This is a genomic window from Polynucleobacter sp. IMCC30063 (assembly GCF_021395235.1).
Lineage (GTDB): Bacteria > Pseudomonadota > Gammaproteobacteria > Burkholderiales > Burkholderiaceae > Polynucleobacter.
Genome location: NZ_JAJVCQ010000001.1, coordinates 607,782 through 625,935, shown reverse-complemented (window position 1 = coordinate 625,935; position 18,154 = coordinate 607,782). Strand labels below are relative to the sequence as shown.

General features: G+C 39.0%; 12 protein-coding genes. 2 read left to right on the top strand and 10 right to left on the bottom strand.

From position 1 onward, the window contains the following. Positions 1–87: 87 nt before the first annotated feature. The 10 genes from LZG75_RS03295 to LZG75_RS03250 all read right to left on the bottom strand — a co-directional run bounded on the left by LZG75_RS03295 (position 88) and on the right by LZG75_RS03250 (position 16,062). Positions 88–2,256 carry a DUF6311 domain-containing protein gene (locus LZG75_RS03295; protein ID WP_233935119.1) on the bottom strand — a complete coding sequence of 723 codons (2,169 nt, stop codon included), beginning with the start codon at positions 2,254–2,256 and terminating at the stop codon, positions 88–90. Continuing rightward, positions 2,257–4,407: a DUF6311 domain-containing protein gene (locus LZG75_RS03290; protein WP_233935116.1), complete on the bottom strand. Its 2,151-nt coding sequence runs from the start codon at positions 4,405–4,407 to the stop codon at positions 2,257–2,259. 19 nt (positions 4,408–4,426) lie between these two features. After that, positions 4,427–5,620 carry a hypothetical protein gene (locus LZG75_RS03285; protein WP_233935113.1) on the bottom strand — a complete coding sequence of 398 codons (1,194 nt, stop codon included), beginning with the start codon at positions 5,618–5,620 and terminating at the stop codon, positions 4,427–4,429. 1 nt (position 5,621) lies between these two features. After that, positions 5,622–6,605 (bottom strand): glycosyltransferase, encoded by a 984-nt coding sequence (locus tag LZG75_RS03280; RefSeq protein ID WP_233935110.1) that lies wholly within the window; start codon positions 6,603–6,605, stop codon positions 5,622–5,624. A gap of 35 nt (positions 6,606–6,640) precedes the next feature. Next, positions 6,641–8,758, bottom strand: coding sequence for a DUF6311 domain-containing protein (locus LZG75_RS03275; protein WP_233935108.1), 2,118 nt, complete (start codon positions 8,756–8,758; stop codon positions 6,641–6,643). Between the two features lie 4 nt (positions 8,759–8,762). Beyond that, positions 8,763–10,898, bottom strand: a complete 2,136-nt coding sequence (locus LZG75_RS03270; protein ID WP_233935105.1) for a DUF6311 domain-containing protein — start codon at positions 10,896–10,898, stop codon at positions 8,763–8,765. A 103-nt stretch (positions 10,899–11,001) separates the two neighbouring features. Beyond that, the gene (locus LZG75_RS03265; protein ID WP_233935102.1) at positions 11,002–11,952 is read right to left on the bottom strand and encodes a glycosyltransferase family 2 protein; all 951 of its coding nucleotides are present in this window, start codon (positions 11,950–11,952) and stop codon (positions 11,002–11,004) included. Between the two features lie 90 nt (positions 11,953–12,042). Then, positions 12,043–13,872 (bottom strand): hypothetical protein, encoded by a 1,830-nt coding sequence (locus LZG75_RS03260; RefSeq protein ID WP_233935099.1) that lies wholly within the window; start codon positions 13,870–13,872, stop codon positions 12,043–12,045. A 253-nt stretch (positions 13,873–14,125) separates the two neighbouring features. After that, a complete protein-coding gene (locus tag LZG75_RS03255) occupies positions 14,126–14,506 on the bottom strand; it encodes a GtrA family protein (protein WP_233935096.1) in 381 nt (126 codons plus the stop codon). A gap of 128 nt (positions 14,507–14,634) precedes the next feature. After that, positions 14,635–16,062 (bottom strand): glycosyltransferase family 39 protein, encoded by a 1,428-nt coding sequence (locus LZG75_RS03250; protein ID WP_233935094.1) that lies wholly within the window; start codon positions 16,060–16,062, stop codon positions 14,635–14,637. A 311-nt stretch (positions 16,063–16,373) separates the two neighbouring features. On the opposite strand from LZG75_RS03250, the gene LZG75_RS03245 reads away from it, so the two are divergent. Both LZG75_RS03245 and LZG75_RS03240 read left to right on the top strand, forming a co-directional pair. Beyond that, positions 16,374–17,303 carry a glycosyltransferase family 2 protein gene (locus LZG75_RS03245; RefSeq protein ID WP_233935090.1) on the top strand — a complete coding sequence of 310 codons (930 nt, stop codon included), beginning with the start codon at positions 16,374–16,376 and terminating at the stop codon, positions 17,301–17,303. Continuing rightward, positions 17,303–18,142 (top strand): DUF5672 family protein, encoded by an 840-nt coding sequence (locus LZG75_RS03240; protein WP_233935088.1) that lies wholly within the window; start codon positions 17,303–17,305, stop codon positions 18,140–18,142. The genes LZG75_RS03245 and LZG75_RS03240 overlap by 1 nt, the downstream gene beginning before the upstream one ends. The last annotated feature ends 12 nt before the right edge of the window (positions 18,143–18,154 follow it).

Here is an 18,154-nt window from a genome sequence, read left to right as displayed (position 1 = left end):
TCAGAGGAATATTGAATTTATTAAATTATTAGTTATTTTATAATTAGATTAGTAGTAATGATTGAGATTAGCCGTAATGTATTTTCCTTAGGGTACGAAAACGGCTGAAAGCAGGCCGATCGAGAGCAATCGATCATCGTCTCCCATACCAATAGATTTGGGCGTAATTGGATTGCGGAATTGAAAATGCACCTCCACATAGCCAGTTTTATTGCTAACCGCAGAAAGCGGAATTCTAAGAGTATTAAGCTCTGCATTAGTTAGCGTTACAGTTTCCATTGGGTTTCCATTAACGGTAACGCCGATAATTTGATTGGGGTGTTCTTTGGTAACCAATGCGCGCATCGTTAATATTAGCTGCTGAGCCAAATTCCCTTTGGGAACTGGCAAACGAATGGAAACTGCATTTGTTTTTGACCATACCCCCCAAGATTCTGGCCAGGCCCAATCTGCTCGTGGCAAATAGTATTGGCCTAAACCTACTTGATTAAAAAGAATAATTTGATTTAATTTGGGTACTAAATCACTTAAGCCCAAGATTTCAAAATCAGACGGTGTACGACAACTCGCGCAATTTATCCAGCCAGGCAAGAGCACATTGACCCCATTAATACGGCCAAGTAAATCGTCTTGCATATGCAAATGTTCTGCTGCCAAAAGAACTACTTCATTTTCTAAAACATATAGCGTATCGCGTTGATAATCCCCTGAAAGGACAGTGGCCTTAAGCTGATCATTACTTTTGGATAAACCCAATGCACTTTGCCTTGCTAGATAGGCTGAGTTTGTAGCCAAATGATATTTGGCACTAAAAGCAGACCATTTACTCCAATTTTCTGGAAGCACATTCACCCACTCAGGCCTTACTGGTATCCGTACTAATTTTTTATAGTGTTGACCTAAAAAATCCCAAAATGGATTAGTTAATTCCGTTCTAAACTCGCTACTCTTTGACAGCATCAAGCGATGACGTAAAGGCAAATACCCTGCACTTAAATCTAATAGTTGAATAACAGCCGCCACCATTAATAATCCTAGTGTGGCTCGCAAAGAATACTGTTTATAGATAAGAATAATGGCTGTCAGGATAAGGATATAAAAGACTGGCCAAAAAAATCTTCCCGAAGCGCGAAAAATACTGACTAATTGATAAAGCATCTCAGGTAGTTCAATAGTAAAGCCGTAAGCTCCGATGCCAATTTGATTGGATATCGCTAGCAGACTAAAGCTAAAAAGAATAGCCATTAAAGTTAGATGGCGTTGAGCTGCTGCCGATAACCAGGCTATGCTAGAACGAAAATTCAGGACGGCAAAAATAATGATAGTAATGACCCCTAAACCCCCATACATAAAGCCCTCATAGCTACGAGCGGTATAGTCAAGATCGCTTAAAGAACCTTGAACGTCTGGAATTGTTGGTAGGACATAAGACCATTGATGAGGGTTCATCAAAGCAAGCAAATTAATGCGATCAATCCCATAATCTTGAGTGGCTACAGCACCCGGACTAACGACAAAATAGCCTGCTTGCCAAGTGACTAAACCTAATATTATTAAAATAATGAGTGGCTCAGTAATTAACTGTCTTAAGCTGACGCTCTTGTCGCGCCAGGCATCACCCAAACTGGCAATCCAAAGCCCCAAAATCATAGCTAGTAAATAAAAATGAATTAGGGCTGTTAGGGAAATTAAGACGCCCCATGCAATTAAACGATGAGATTGATGTCGCTTTAAATTTAAGTACAAGGCTGCCAAAATGGTCCACTGCCCCACTAATGCCGCGTGCATTCCTATGCGCCAAAAAAGGGGAGGTGAAAAAACGAAGAGTAGAACCGCAAATAATCGTAGCCAAAACTGTTGGGTAAATAAGCTCAGAAGCTTCCAGGCAAATACGGCTTGCAGGACAAAACAAGCCAAAATCCAAATCCCAAAATATTGAAAGGGAGTCGGTAAGAATGTGGAGATACCCTTAAATAAAATAGCTAATAAGGGAATAGAATCAGAATAGACAATTGCAGAACTGATATCCATTCCAAATTTAGGATTAAGACCTAAGGGAAATGACCAAGGGCTATCCCTAAAAAATGCCCAACCTAAATAATGTTGGCTTTGATCAAAGCCATTATCTAACCATGCAAGATTAGTGGGGCTTAAAGCATAGGGGCCTACGACTAAAAAAAAACTCAGCACGCCCAGGACAATCGGTACCAGGTAGAGCAGCGATTGCTTCTGCCAGCCAGAATAATTCATAATCATTTAATGAAAGGTTGCTGTGACCAAACCCATGGACAGCTCACGAATATCGTCCCCCATGCCAATGTCTTGCGGTCGAACTCGATCGGGAAAGCGAAATTCTACAGTTACATAACCCAAGCGCTGCGCAGCGGCCGGCAATGCTACTGTAATCTGGTTACCCTCTCCTCGCATCAAATTAACAATTTGTTGTAACTCTCCATTCACCCATACCTCGACATGCTGCTCTGGATGCCTTGGGGATACAACAGCACGCGCTATTAATACCAATTCGGTAATGGGATTGTTTATGGCAGCTTTGGGCAATGGTAAGACCAATTTAGCATCACGTCCTAAAGCCCAGCTGCCCCATGGCTGAGGATAATCCCAACCCGAAACCATTATTAATGCCAAATCAAATTTACGTGATCTTGAAAAATCAATTGGTACGTTACGCTCAAATTGCGGTACAAATGCTGAGATATTGAACTCTTTAGGCACCACAGGACAAGTAGTGCAGGTGAGCCATCCTGGAGCCAATATATTTAAGTCATTAATTCGAGCCAATAAGTCTGTTTGCTTATTTAGGTTTAAAAGTGCTGGTATCACCTTATCATCTGCCAACGCATAAAGATGACGAGATTCATACTGACCTGTTGCCATCGCTTTCTCTAAGGTCTCATTAGCCTGTCTTAATTTCAGTTCACTCACACGAGACAAAAAAATTGAATTTGTTGTCCAATGATTTTTCGCTGCATAAGTCGCTAAAATTTCCCAGCCGCTAACATTATTTTGCGCAGGAATTCGCATGAAAGCATCATAGTGTTTTTTTGCTTCATCCCAAAACGGATTTTTTAGTGGCGTATCCCAACTTGTAACAGCTGGTTGGCTTAAGCGAGATCTAAGTGCACTCCAAGCAATATGGGTATCCCAAACTTGCACTGATAATGTAGCAGCTAAAATAAAAAGTGACTGCTTGTAAGAATAAGTCCGAATTACTAAAAAGATAGCGACCAATACAAATAAATATAAGACTGGCCAAAACAGTCTGGCAGAGGCTCGTAAAATACTAGCAAAGGCAATTACCTTATTGGGTAGCGGTATAACCCATTCCTTTAAACCTAAACCAATATGATTACTAATTGCAAACATTGCAAAGGCGATCATTACTAACAGTAAAAAGCGATGCGAAACTGTTGCCTGCTTAAGCAATATACCCTTCGCATAAATACCACGCAAAGCAAAAATAATTAATATGATCACGCCTAAACCTAAATAATTAAAACCTTCAAAATGGTTTAAGACAGAATCGGCAGAATTGTAATGTTTTGGAGTTTCAGCAATTTCAGGTAGCAAACGAGACCACCCATTTGAATCAAATAGGGCTAATAAATTCATTCGGCCAATGCCATAATTTCCTGTAGAAGCTGCGGTGGCGTTGACAGCAAAAAAGCCTGCTAGCCATAAGGCAAAAAATAGCATAGCAATATTGATGCTAATGTAAATAAAAAAATTGAAAAAATTTTTTCGCGGACGATCGCTTATATCGGCAAACCATAGTCCTAGTACCATTACTAAAAGATAAAAATGTACCCAAGCTGAGCTTAAGATCAGTAGCGCCCAAAACCAATTTTGATATTGATTTTTTGGGCGAAGATTGAGATACAGTCCAGCTAAGATTAAGAATTGGCCTACCAAAGCGCTGGTAACTCCAATTCGCCAAAACATCACTGGTGCAAAAAGTAATAAACCTGTTCCCAAAAAGCGTAAATAAAGGTTTGAGCTTGCTAACCCCATTAAAAGCCAAGCAAATACCGACTGCATTACGAAACAGAGCATTGTCCATATACCAAGGTATTGAAAAGGCTCAGACAATAAGAAACTAAATGGCTTAAAGATAAATGCTAATAAAGGAATTGAATCAGAAAAAGCAATGGAGGACGAAATACTCATGCCAAAGTTGGGATTTAGCCCCCAAGGCAATTCCCATGGACCTTGGCGAAAAAAAACCCAACCTAAATAGTGCTGAGTTGGGTCAAGTCCGCCAGCAAGCCAGCCAATATTTATTGGATTAACAATACTAAAACCCACCACCAACCAGAAAACGAATAAGCCCAGCGCAAACGGTATGCTCAGGCTTAAAATGTTTACAGAAGTGGCTGACTTAGAATTCATTTACTCTATCTCTCGAAACTTACCAAGGAGCCTGAATTTGCAACCTTAGCTCTTTGTAAAGCCAGCGATAAAACTGCTGTGGCCATAAATAAAAATGTTTCCAGTTGGGTCTATAACCACTTCTTAGGAGTGAAAGTACTAGGCCTAAAAATAATAAGGCGATTGCAGGCATATAACCATTTTGTCCTTCCCAGTGGAGGAATCTTTGCAAAAATCCAATCATCAAGCCAGCCCAATCTACCGATAAAAAGACTGTTGCATAAGCAGTAAACAAGGCATAGGCCCAGTTCCACTGAGTAGCTATGGCAGGTGATGTAATAGCTAAATACTGATTCGATATTGCCGATGAAAAAACGACTACTGCAATTAAATAGGAAAAATATAGCTCTAGGGGTGGTTTCTTATGCCAAGCAAGTCCCAATAGAAATAAACTCAAGAAAAATAAAATTACAGGTGGAACAACATGGAAGAAAGATTGGGGTAAAAATAGATTCCATAAAGGCGCATTATTTACTGAGCGGTATAAAAAGACATTATTAATAATGCCGCTCTGGCCAAGATTCCAGTAAGGGATAAATAAACTTAAAAATAAAATATAGGGCACTGCAATAATAAGGATTTTTCTCGACCATCGCTGCTCTTTGAAAGCCAACCATAGGGGGAAGAAAAAAAGCAGGTGCTTAGTAGAAAGAGAAATGCCTAGCAATAATAAAGTAGGCCAAAGGCCAATCTTAGCTCGCTGATTCATACACAGCATTGCCAATAAACCAAACAACACCGCCAAATTATCCATTTGGCTATGGTACCCAGTAATAATGATAGACACAGGACTTAAGAAAAAAAGTGCGGCTACAACTAAATTGAAATGCCGTAATAAAATTAAAAAGATTGCGGCATCTACAGCCGTTAAGAATACTGCCACTTTCCACCGAAATGAAACGAACTCAGCTATCCCAGTGCCCGGAAAAGTATCAAGCCAATGTAGAATATGGAACCAAATCGGGCCGTAGTTATAACGTCCTGTTTCTCCGTATACATTACCTTTCTGAATAAGAATATCAGCAGCTATTTTCCATGACTCAATGTCATAATTAAATCCCCTTAAAGGCAATAATACCCTTAAGGTTACGCCTAGCATGAGAATGATTGCTGCCCATAAAAAACGTTGATTTGAAGTAAGTTTGGGCTGGAAATTCAATAGTGTATGCAGCACGTTAAGATTTTTTTATGAAAACGTGCTCTTTTTTAGCAACAAATAGCTCATAGCTAAAGTCTGTTACTCCACCGCCTTTCGTGAGGCCAGTTAAAAGCAAGGTTAATAAAGTAAGGGTTCCAGTTTGAATAAAAATGAGCAAGAAAACGCCAATCAAAATAGACGCCCAGCCTGGTGAGGCCATTCCCATAAATTTCAACATTAAGGGAATAGGCATTAGCAACAAGGAAATGATAGCTATCACTGCACAAAAAATACCAACGCGGACAAACACATCTTCCGCAAAAACCATGAGACCTTTAAACCCATGCAGTACTAAGCCGACAAAATTCATTTTGCTTTTTCCCGCATATCGTAATCCACGATCAATGGGGCATTGACTAATACGTAATTTTGAAAGTAACACTGTTCCTGCAAAATGAATCCATAATTCTTGCATTACCGCTATGCGTTTAACAGCATGTGGCTTAAGTACCATAAAGTTACCAAAACTAATAGAGCGGCCAGTCGCTAATTTAAAAAACAACTTATACCAAAAATAGAAGAATTGAAAGCGCCATGACTCAACTCGGCTCTTGCGGGTTGCCACAACTACATCGGCATTAGGATTTGCTTCTAATTGCTGGAGAAGCTGAATAATACTCGCGGGCTTATCTTCACCATCGGAATCCATCACTACCACCGTACCAGTTGGAAATTGGGTGGCAACATAAGAAAGGCCAACAGCAATAGCCCGTTGATGGCCTAAATTACGCTTTAAATAAAGAATGTCCCCGCCAAATCCATTATTTTCAAGTAGGATTGGATTAAAGGGTTCGTGAATTGAACCATCATCAACCAGAACAAGATGTGGCTTAGATTCATGAAATTGGCCAGGTAATTTTCCGGACAATTGACTCATGAGCTCTTCGATCAAATGCTTGGTAGCAGCCCCATCTTCATAATAGGGGGTAACAATGATCAAAGGAGCATGCAGATTAGTCATAACAGTATTTTACTGTTGTTCTAAGTTAGCCAGAATTAATGGAAAGTTGCGGAAATCAGGCCAATAGCTAAAAGGCGCTTATCATCACCCATTCCAATATCGCTGGGTCTGACAGGGTTATGAAAACGGAAATAGATTTGCAGAAATCCTGCGTCCAGATCTACTTGGTTAAGCGGAATATTGATCGTATTTTGGTCTGGTTTGCTTAGGGTGATTGTTTTTAACATATTTCCGCCAACCATCACATCGATGACCTGCTGAGGATGTCCTTGCGGAATAAAGGCTTGAATTTTTAAAGTTAATTCATGGACTGAATTTTTAGGCACCAAAAATGAAAGGCTAGCATACTGGCCATCGGACCAAGTGCCCCACGCTTCGGGGTTACTCCACCCCATAGATAAAACATAGGGCGACAGCCGGCTGCGATCAAAGTAATGGGTATTACGTACGCCTGGCTCATGCAAAAGTTGACTTAAATCCTGATCGAATGAAATCGGCAGACAAGTCTTGCAATTCAACCAACCAGGGGCCACTACATTGATGCCATCAATACGTCCAAAAAGATCTTTTTTTGAGTCAATATGCCACAAGACTTTGTAAACTTCGTCATCTTTAATAACATACAAGGTATCGGAGTCAAATTGTCCTCGTGCAAGCGCTTCATTGTAGCGTTTTTCCATATTATTGCGCTGCACAGCATCATAGCGTGATAGCCACACTGAATTAGTGGCTAAATGATATTGAGCGGCGTATTTTGCCAATAAACTCCAGCCAATATTGTACGTCTTTGGGTCAGTTGAATAATTACGATGGACTATTTTTTTATAATGTTTAGCCGCTTCTACCCAAAATGGATTTACGAGAGGTAATTGAAAACTGCTCGTGCGGGGCAGCATTAATTTATGTCTTCGCTTAGCTAGCCAGCCCGCACTTGTATCGCCTACTTGCACTAGAAAGCAAAAGGCTAAAATTACCACTGCTAGTTTTTCGCTCGTTAGCTTGCAAATATTAAAAATAAATAACAGAATTAAAAAATAATATGTAGGCCAAATCATTCGTCCAGATCCACGAAATACACTCGCAAGCTGTTGTAAATTTTTCGAGATCGGAATTTCTAACTCTAAATTACCAATCATGACATGGTTACTAATTGCAAAGACAGCTAAACCAACTAATGTGAATATGAAGAAAAAATGTCCGCGCCAGAAAAAAACCTGGCCTTTTCTAACCGTTAAGTAAGCGGCGCCTAGCAAAGCAATAATTCCACCTAAGCCAAAATAAGCATAGCCATCAAAATTGGTCGGCATCCCAATATTCGGCAAAATATAAGACCAGCCTTGCGCATTAAAAAATCCTAAGAGATTAAAAACAAATAAGGGGGAGCCGTACTCTCCAGTAGCACTGCCGCCAAGCTTGACTTCAAATAGGCCAGCCTGCCATAAAAATAAAACTAGGGATAGCAAAACAATACCCACCTCAATAACTAATTTGTAGGTAAAGTTAGTGCGCCTAGTGGGACTGCCTTGCGCCTTCAAAGCTAATGATCGATCAGTCAGATCTGCCAACCATAAAGGCAGTAACATACCCAAGATATAGGGCTGAATTAAGCCAGCCAATACTAACAAAACTGTCCAGCGCCATGTCTGACCATAGCTGTATGGCCTTAAATTCAGCCATAAGGCAGCGAGTACTAAAAAATGGCCCGCTAATGCTGCATGAATGCCAATTCGCCAAAACATGATTGGGGAGAAAAGTAATAATCCTGACCCACATAGGCGGACCCAAAACTTATCAGCGCATAATCCGACTAAAAGCCAAGCAAAATAGGCTTGCAAAATAAAGCAAATTAAATACCAAATTCCAAAATATTGAAATGGTTCTGGTAGCACTCCAGAAAAGATTTTGAAAAATATAGCTAAGGCAGGAATTAAGTCGGCATACAAAATAGAGGAACTTAATTCCAGACCAAAACTGGGATTAAGGCCTACAGGAAAAGTCCAGGGATGATGGCGAAAAAAATCCCAAGCTAAAAAATGTTGGGTTGGATCATAATCATCCATAAGCCAAGCAATATTCAGTGGATTTAATGCTAATGGACCCACTACCAAGAAAAATGCTACAGTGCCAAGTGCAAGCGGAGTAATAAACTGCATTACCTTATTCAAATCTGGCATCCTCTAAACCTATCGCAACCAAACGCCCATCATCACCCATTCCCAAATCTTTCGGCCTAATTGGGTTTTGAAATTTGAGCTCTATCTGAATAAACCCAGCCTGAGTAATAGCTGAAGTAATCGGAATTTCAATACTATTTTTGCTGGGGTCCGTGAGTGTGACAACTCGAAACAACACATTATTCACATATACTTCAATTATTTGCTGGGGATGTTGCTTTGAAACTAGTGCCCGCATGCTCAGCGTTAAGGTATTTGTAACGCCACTACTAGGCAATGGTAAAACAAACTGGGCTTTATTGCCCTCTGACCATACGCCCCAAGCTTCTGGCCAAGCCCAGCCATAGCCGACATTATCATAGGTATTAACGCCAATTAAAAATAAACTCCCTACTCCGCCCTTGCCGAAGGAAATATTCTGCCCCTTCTGAATTGGGGGAATACTCATTGAAATAATTGCCTCTTTGGGCACAGAAACACAGGTAGCACAACTAAACCAACCTGGCGCTAAAACATTGAAGTTATCAATTCTGGCAAATAAATCTCGACTTCGATCTAAATGAATTAATGTCGGAATCACGCGTTCGTCACCAATAATATACAAAGTATCATCATGGTAATGCCCGGCATTACTATCAGCTTCAAGGGTTAGGCGCGCTTGCACGGCTTTTTTTTCATCAAAACGAGCCAAGTAAACTGAATTAGTTGCCAAGTGATATTGTGCAGCTAATGCAGCAAAGGGGGCCCAATTAGGTGGAATAAACCCTTTTTTGGGCGGCGTAAAAATAGTTACAACATTTTTATAATGTTTAGCAGCACCTTGCCAAAATGGATTATGTAGAGGTGTAGCAAAATCAGATGAATTCAGATTTTCATAAGTTTGTGCAAGATAACGCCGCTTTACAATCCAAGCTGGCGCAGAATCTACTACCTGAATAAGCAATGCAGTAGCAAGCAAAGTAGTGGCAATCGATTTGGAGTAGCTACGAGTTACTATATATAAAATTGCTAAAAATAATAAATAAAACATGGGCAAAAACATTCTGCCAGATGATCTTAATACGGTCGCCAAAGAAAATAAGAATTCGGGAATCGGCACATGAATACTATATGGGCCTACACTAACCCAATTAGTAATCGCAAAGAGTGATAAGCTGCTAATAAAAAATAATAAGTAGCGATAGCACAATATCTGCTGTAGCAAAACAGTTTTTGATGCGCGAATTTTCCAGAGCGCACACATTGCCAATATCAACCCACCCATCCCTAAAAAATGAAAACTTTCATAATTATTTCCAGCAAAAGAAGGTAACGTTGGGGACAAAGTTCGTATTAACCAAGACCAGCCATTAGCATCTATTAAGGCGATTAAATTAAGCCGGCTATATCCATACATACCCGACCCAAAAGAATTGTTTGACCCCACAGTAAAATAACCTGCCAGCCACATCACACCGATTAAAAAGAGGCTGCTTAAAAGAATATCAAAGCATAGGGTGCGCAATGCTACCTGCCCTCTTCTCATGCAATCACAAGCATTACCTACCCACAAGACTAAAACCATCACAAACACATAAAAATTAGTGAGTACTGCTACAGATAGCAATAAAATCCATAGTAATTTATGCCACTGTAGCGGTTTAGTAAAATTGCAATACAAACCAGCCAAAATTAAAAATTGTGCGAGAAGATAATGATGAAAAGCAACACGCCATAACATGGGCAAAGAAAATGTTATTAGACCAGTTATTAGCCATTGCTGTAAAAGCTCTTTAGTAATTAAGCGGGCTAAGAGCCAAGCAAAATAGGCTTGTAATACGAAGCAAAGCAAAGTCCACCAACCGAAATATTGAAATGGTTCCGACAATAAAGGAGAAAGCGCTTTAAAAAAAATTGCCGCCAAAGGAATCGAGTCGGAATAAACAATAGAGGAGCCAATATCCATTCCAAAATTCGGATTTAAACCAAATGGTATTTGCCATGGGCTTTGCCGAAATAGAGTCCAACCTAAATACTGCTGGGCGGGGTCACCATCTTGAATCCAAGAAATATATCTCGGATCTAAAACAGCGGGGCCAATCACTAAATAAAAAATACTGATCCCAATTAGAATTGGCATCAAATAAATTAACTTTGTAGAAAATTGAGATTTCAATACACAATGCCCTGCTATAAATTTACAAATTTAAGCCGCTTAATTAAGTAAAGGCTTAGGAAAAATATCAATTGCTTTTTGTTTCTATATCTTCAGCAATCACATAAAGGGGGCGCTGCTTAACTTCATTAAAAATTCGTCCGATATACTCGCCTAAGACACCGATAGATAACAATTGAATTCCTGAAAAAAGCATAATTGCAACGGTTAATGTTGGCCAACCACTAACTGCATTACCGCGAAAAATAGTATCAATTACTACATAAATACCGTAAACGACTGCCAGCACAGAAATAACAAAGCCAGAGATTGTCCAAACCTGTAAAGGCATGACACTAAATGATGTTATCCCTGAAAGCGCCAAACGTGAAAGGCCTTTAGTGTTAAAGCTAGTCATACCCCCCTCCCTCTCGAGCGGCACAAAGGGCAAAGCAATTGATTTAAAGCCCACCCAAGCATAAAGGCCTTTCATAAAACGATTGCGTTCAGGAAGGCGTTTCAAAGCATTCACAACTTTACGATCAAGCCAACGAAAATCGCCTGCATTTTCGGGTATGGGGATTTCCGTATATTTAAGTAATGAATAAAAAAAGCGTACGCCTAACTTCTTAATAAAACCTTCCTGCGCTCGATTTACAATGACCCCATAAACCATGTCATAGCCATGTACCCATAAATCAGCCATTTCAGCAACTCTATCCAAGGGATGCTGAAAATCAGCATCAATTAATAAAACCGCATCACCTTTGGCATGATCAATACCCGCCATCAAAGCAGCTTCTTTACCAAAATTTCTAGAAAACTCCAGATAGCGCAACTTCCCCTGAGGAATTAATGGCAAAATAATTTCGCGAGTCGCATCTATACTCCCATCATTTACAATCAAAATCTCCCAATTGGATGTAATTGGAGAAATAGTTGCCTTAAGGGCGCTTATAAACTCTAATAAATGCCCAGCCTCGTTGTAGCAAGGCACTACAACACTTAAACTAAACGGATTAGGGCGGGCAGAAAGCATTTTTTAAGGTCAAGTTGATTTAAATTATTACCAGTTACTATTGTAATCTTAGCGAGCAAAATACCTTATTAGGCTCTATCTTATGAAATTTTAGTGAAATTGAGCTGATTCGAGACCTAACGTTAAAGCTCTAATGTCATCACCAAGTCCAAGATCTTTAGGTGATGCTGGATTTGCAAAATAAAATTGAACTGAGACAAATCCTTTGTTGCTTATTTCAGCGGTAATGGGGATGAGAAAAGTATTTGCGGCATTAATGCCGGCCACAACCTGCTTAGGGGGATCGTTATTTACCGAATAGCTTAGATTTAGCTGAGGATGTTGCTCATTGATAAAAAAACGCACTTTAAGGATTAATTCTCTAGCAACTCCCTTAGGGATAGGTAATATTAATGCAGAATTATTGCCTATAGCCCATGTACCCCAAGGCTCGGGCATTGCCCACCCACTTAATAAGAATAATTGATTCGTGTTATTTTCGCTTGAAAAGGATATGACTTGATTCAACTTATCTACAGGCGTATTTTTAATTAGCCATGGGCCATTATTTTGAATATTCACAATCCGCTTAGTAGTTTTCTGCGCCCATTCCAAATCAGTATGATTAGACTTGGCAAATGCATCAAGACGCTCCTGTATTGAACCCGAAATTTTCGGATAATTTGGTGGCAAGCTTCCAGAATAGCCATTTAGCGTTGGTAAATTTAAGTCTTGCGCAAATAGCATTCCATCAATCTCGCTAAAAATAAATTTTTCAGCGTAAGTAGGTTGAACAAATAGGATTGGATCTTGCGGCATAGAATTGGGCATTAAATCATTTAAACGTTGCATTCTCGCATTCCAAAATGTAATAGGAGTTCGATCATGGTTTGATAAGCATGATTCAACTGTAATCAACAAAATAACTATTCCAACGATTATTAACTTAAGATAATTTTTATAAGCAATTAGTTTTTTATCTAGGGCTTCATTACCAATAGCCACTAACAGGCTGATCGGGAAAAGTATAACTAAAATAATGCGTCCGACAGCACGAATTGCGGTAATACCAGGTAGATTTAAAAATAAATTATAAATTGAATGGCCATTTATTTGTAAGGTACCTAATATAAGTAACCCCATGGCAATCAATGCAATGCGTCCAATCTGCTTAAAATATTTAGGTAATGATGAATTCCATAATTCCTTAATTCCGTAAAAAACAAAAACTGTAGTCCCTACACCAATAAATAATTGATTTTCTTGCCGATGAGAAAAATCAACTAAATTAAAACCCCACAAAGCCCCTAGCGGTGAACGATCAGATAGGAAATAACTTGATATTTTTGGTAAACCAGAAATAACCTCTTCAGCACTTCTACTGAGGCCATATTGTTGGGCTATATCATGGTATTGAAGCAGTATCCATCCAACCGCTATCCCAGCACAAATTATTACTAATAAACTAAAAATGCTTTCAAAAGCAGAATATTTTTGTCGCTCAATTTCTAAGGGATTGGGTTTTACAAACCGCAGTCCTATATAGGTAAAAACTAATAAGTAAATCAAAAAAATACCCACATAGATCGAACAATAAAATTGTTCGGCAATACACAGTGCGGTTAAAGCAAAAAATAGTGGACGCTTATTTACATAGGCCAAATAGAAAAATGTCCATGCAAGAGGCACAGCGAAACGGTATACGAGTTGCACTGAATTATCAACGCTTAAGTTGGGTAAAGATGCAGCGAATACAAAAGAACCCAGGGCACTTGATACTACTGAAAGTTTAAGAAGACGAAAAGCCCAATAACTAGCAATATAGTTAAGGATACTTCCAACTACGAACCAGGCATCAAAAGCAAGTGGGCGATTAAATCCCAGCGATCGAAAAAAACCATAGATGAAAAAAGAGCCGAAGAAATTATCACTAAACCCCAAAATATTAGTAAAGGGATAGTAAAAATTAGGGCTCCATAAATTGGGGCTAATTCCCCTTAGCCATAACCATACATGCTCTTATAGATAGCTGTTGAATCGAGGATCTGCCAAATCTCCTGGGGTTGCCCGAAACCAATCAACTGACTGCATTAAAAACCCACACACGAAGGTTAAAAAAATAGCCCAGCCAATTAGTAATTGCGTTAATTGAGTCTTATTTTGCATTCCAAATAAATACATATCTCAAAATAAATCAAAATATAAAACGCCTACGTCCAAAATAATTCCAGAAAAATACGATACCAGTTGCAACACATTTTGAAAAAATTAAATGCCAATGAAGTAACTCTATTGATAGATATAAAATCGTTTGATTAACAATAAGCGCTAGGCCACTCACAATAAATACGCCTAATATTTCATGATGTTTTTCATAGCGCACTCCGCTTTCGAATACAAAGCGAATCGAAAGAAAATAATTAGTAGTAGTACCTATGATGAAGGTAACAATTGATACGGGCAGCCAAGGCCAGCCAAGGTAGCTAGCAAATAATGCAAAAAGGCCAATGTCAACTACCGCAGACACTCCGCCAACAAAAAAATAACGCACTATACGCAAAGCTTCATTTTTCATCGGTGCCCACAGTTGAATAGCTACATAAAAACATAGATCAAGATTTCCAAAAATGCTTAATTGCAAACATTATAGGGTTTTAAGCTTGAATTAATCTTCGATTAAGCAGCCTTGATTGGCCATTCTAATCAATCTCTTTTATAGATCGCCATTATTGGCTCATTACCAACCTCGATGCTGTGGAAAAGGCTTAAATTAGGATATTGGGAATAGTTAGCCTTATCAAGTCGAAAATTAGTAATTAAATAATCTCCCTTAATGCAGCAATCGTTGCGCTCCAGCAATTTTATTCTTGCGCGTCTTTCTGGACTGATAATTTTTAGAGCTAAGCCTGGATTAGAGAAGCTGCCTTGATCAATATTAATTAAGGGACGTGGGTCATGATCGGCAATATATTCTAGGGCCAGTCGATTTGATAAACCCCAATAATCGACATCAAAATTATCTTTCCAATTTTTTCCAGCTAAAAAATTAAAATAAATATTTTGAATGGGATGCGATTGAATCATCCACAGCGCTGTTGAGCTTAGTGACACACACAAAACTGTAGCAATAAATGCTTGATAGATTTTTTGGCCGCGCGTTTGCTGCTGAGTCCACGACCAAACTAAGACCCATCCTCTAATAGCAATTAATAAAAAAGCAGGATAGATAAAATACATCTGCCGCCAGCCATCATAAAGAATAGATTTCATTAAAATTACTGCAGCAATTGGTGCAATAAAAAGACCAAGAAAAATTAGATCTTGTAAATCAGCATTCGTCTGCCATAATCTGCTCCCACAGTTCAATAAATTTTTTAATACAGCAACCATTCCGATTGCACTTAAAATCAAATATAAAAATGGTGTTGTAATGCCAATCCACACGGGTATGTAATGCCAAGGTAAATTACTAGAACGAACTAAGCTGCCAAGATAAAGCATATCGCCATCCCAGCGAAACTTGGCCATATTGCTAAAGGCTTCCACGAAGCGCAGCCAAGGGTTTGCCCATAACCACGGCCAAAAGGCAATTGTTAAAATTGATCCAAACAATAGATAAATACCATAGTATTGAATTGATTCGAAGAAATTGCGCTCCTTGCGCAGAACTTGTAAATAAATTACTGTAAGGGTAACAATGGGTAAGATTATTGCCATAATGCGAATATTGATTGCCAATGCCGTCACCAAACTAAATAACAAAGCAGTTTTAACTCTCGGGTGCAAAATAAACTCAATCATTGAATTCATACCCAACGCAAAGAAAGCAAGAAAAACTAAATCTTTAGAGTTATAGAATGATTCGGCAAAAAATCGTGGGCTTAATGTAAAAAATATTAAAGCCAACAAGCCAATACGCCAATCAGAAAAACGCCTTTCAGCTAATCGGAAAATTGCATAGCTACCTAATAGGCAGGTTAAATAAGTAAGCAGATGCCGTAAAAAGTAAATTTTTCTCTCGTCATTTAGCTTCAGTAATTTTTCAATCACTACCGCAGGTAGGTTAAACCCTACTGGGTAATCGCGATCTTTCCATTGATCTAATGAGCCAAGATAGCGATGACTAGCCATGTCAGGCTCCGAGGTAATGCGGCCTATCTTAAATAGATCGCCTATATAAAGTAGAGAAATAACCCCATTAGAACGCTCAATTTGCTCATCTGAAGATATATTAAAGTCTTTATATAAACTAACCCCGATCCCGAGAAGTAAAATAAAGGTTAGACCCAAAAAAAGTGCTTTACTCACTTTATTGGATTGACTAAAAAACGCATTATGCATAAAGGTCCATTGAGCACAGATTGGCTATTTATTTGGTATAGAAAACCAATTTTACTTTGCAAATTGATAACTATTCTGATCTACTATATTCTGCTTAGTCAATGACATTAGATACTCCCATCGCCTTTCTGGTTTTTAACCGCCCCCGGCATACCCAGAAAACTTTTAACTCAATTAGAGCCCAACAGCCTAGGCATTTACTTATTGTCGCCGATGGTCCTCGACAGGATCATCCAACGGATACACAAAATTGTGCCCTAGTACGTGAAATTGTTTCCCAAGTTGACTGGCCATGCGAAGTTGAACATAATTTTTCTGAAGTAAATTTGGGCTGTAAAAAGAGGGTTATTTCTGGTCTTAACTGGGTCTTTTCGCGAGTAGAGCAAGCAATTATCTTAGAAGATGATTGCTTGCCTAATGCAGACTTTTATAGTTTTTGCTCACACTTATTAAAGCGGTATGCTAATGACCCTCGCGTGATGACAATTGCTGGATGTAATTTTCAAGATGGCATTCATCGCGGGGAATCTTCCTACTATTTTTCAAAATATAGCCATATTTGGGGTTGGGCAACTTGGCGTAGGGCGTGGCAAAAAAATGACCCAAGCCTATCTTTCTGGCCAAGCTGGAAAAATTCACCTGAATGGCTTACCCACACCCCTAATAAATTTGAACGCCAATACTGGTCTAAGATCTTTGATCGTATGTACCGTAATGAAATTGATACCTGGGACTATCCGTGGACAGCCAATATTTGGCATCACGGCGGCTTGACAGCAATCCCAAACGTTAACTTAGTTTCTAATATTGGCTTTGGTCCGGATGGCACGCATACCGTTGCTTATAAAGATCAAGATGGACAGCCAACTTCACCCTTGGGAGTATTAATTCACCCTTACGATGTACGGCAGGATTGCATTGCAGATCAATATACCTATGATCATCTTCTTGGGGGCCTAAATCAACAATGGCCTTGGTTCTTACTTCGCTTACCAAGGCGAATCATAAAAAAACTGCGTCAATATTGGTAATGGAAAATAATCTGCCTAATAGCCAATTTAAAGTTCTTGTACTGATTCCTTTATACAAGACAGATTTTTCGACAGCCGAGTGGTTCTCCTTCAATCGCACTCTCGAAGTGCTTAAGAATTATCCTATTTGTATTGCTTGCCCTCATCATCTATTAAAAGACTTTCAAACTGAAGCGAAATCTTGGCCACGTAAAGTGTTGTTCCAGGCCTTTCCCGATAAGTATTTAGGTAGTATTGCGGGGTATAACAAGCTATTAAAATCATTTAGCTTCTATCGCACCTTTGCTCAATATGAATACTTACTTATTGCACAAACCGATGCATTAATTCTAAGTGATCAACTTAGTGCATGGTGCAATAAAGGTTTTTCTTTTATTGGCGCACCTTTCTTCAATGGATTTGCATTGCCTACTAAACCACTTAGGTTGCTTGGGGTTGGTAATGGTGGATTATCTTTACGTCGTATCCCTGATTTTCTAAGATGTGAAAGCCCATTGCGGTATGTGCCTAACTTTCTTGCTGCAAGCCCAAAATCCTACCTTGATCTAAAAAGCGCTCTCAAATTTATTAAACATCGCCTACTTTTTTGCCTTAATCGTGCGCCATTATTTCCTCAAGTAAACGAAGATGTATATTGGAGTTTGCTGATTCCAAAAAAATTCTGCTTTTTTAAAGTTGCCCCCATAACAGAAGCAATTGAATTTGCGTTTGATACTGAGCCTAGTTTTCTTTATGATCTGAATAAAGAAAAACTGCCTTTTGCTTGCCACGCTTGGGAAAAATATGATCCTGATTTTTGGAAAACTATCCTGAAAAAACATGGCATTGATTTGCCATAGCAGTAATTTTTA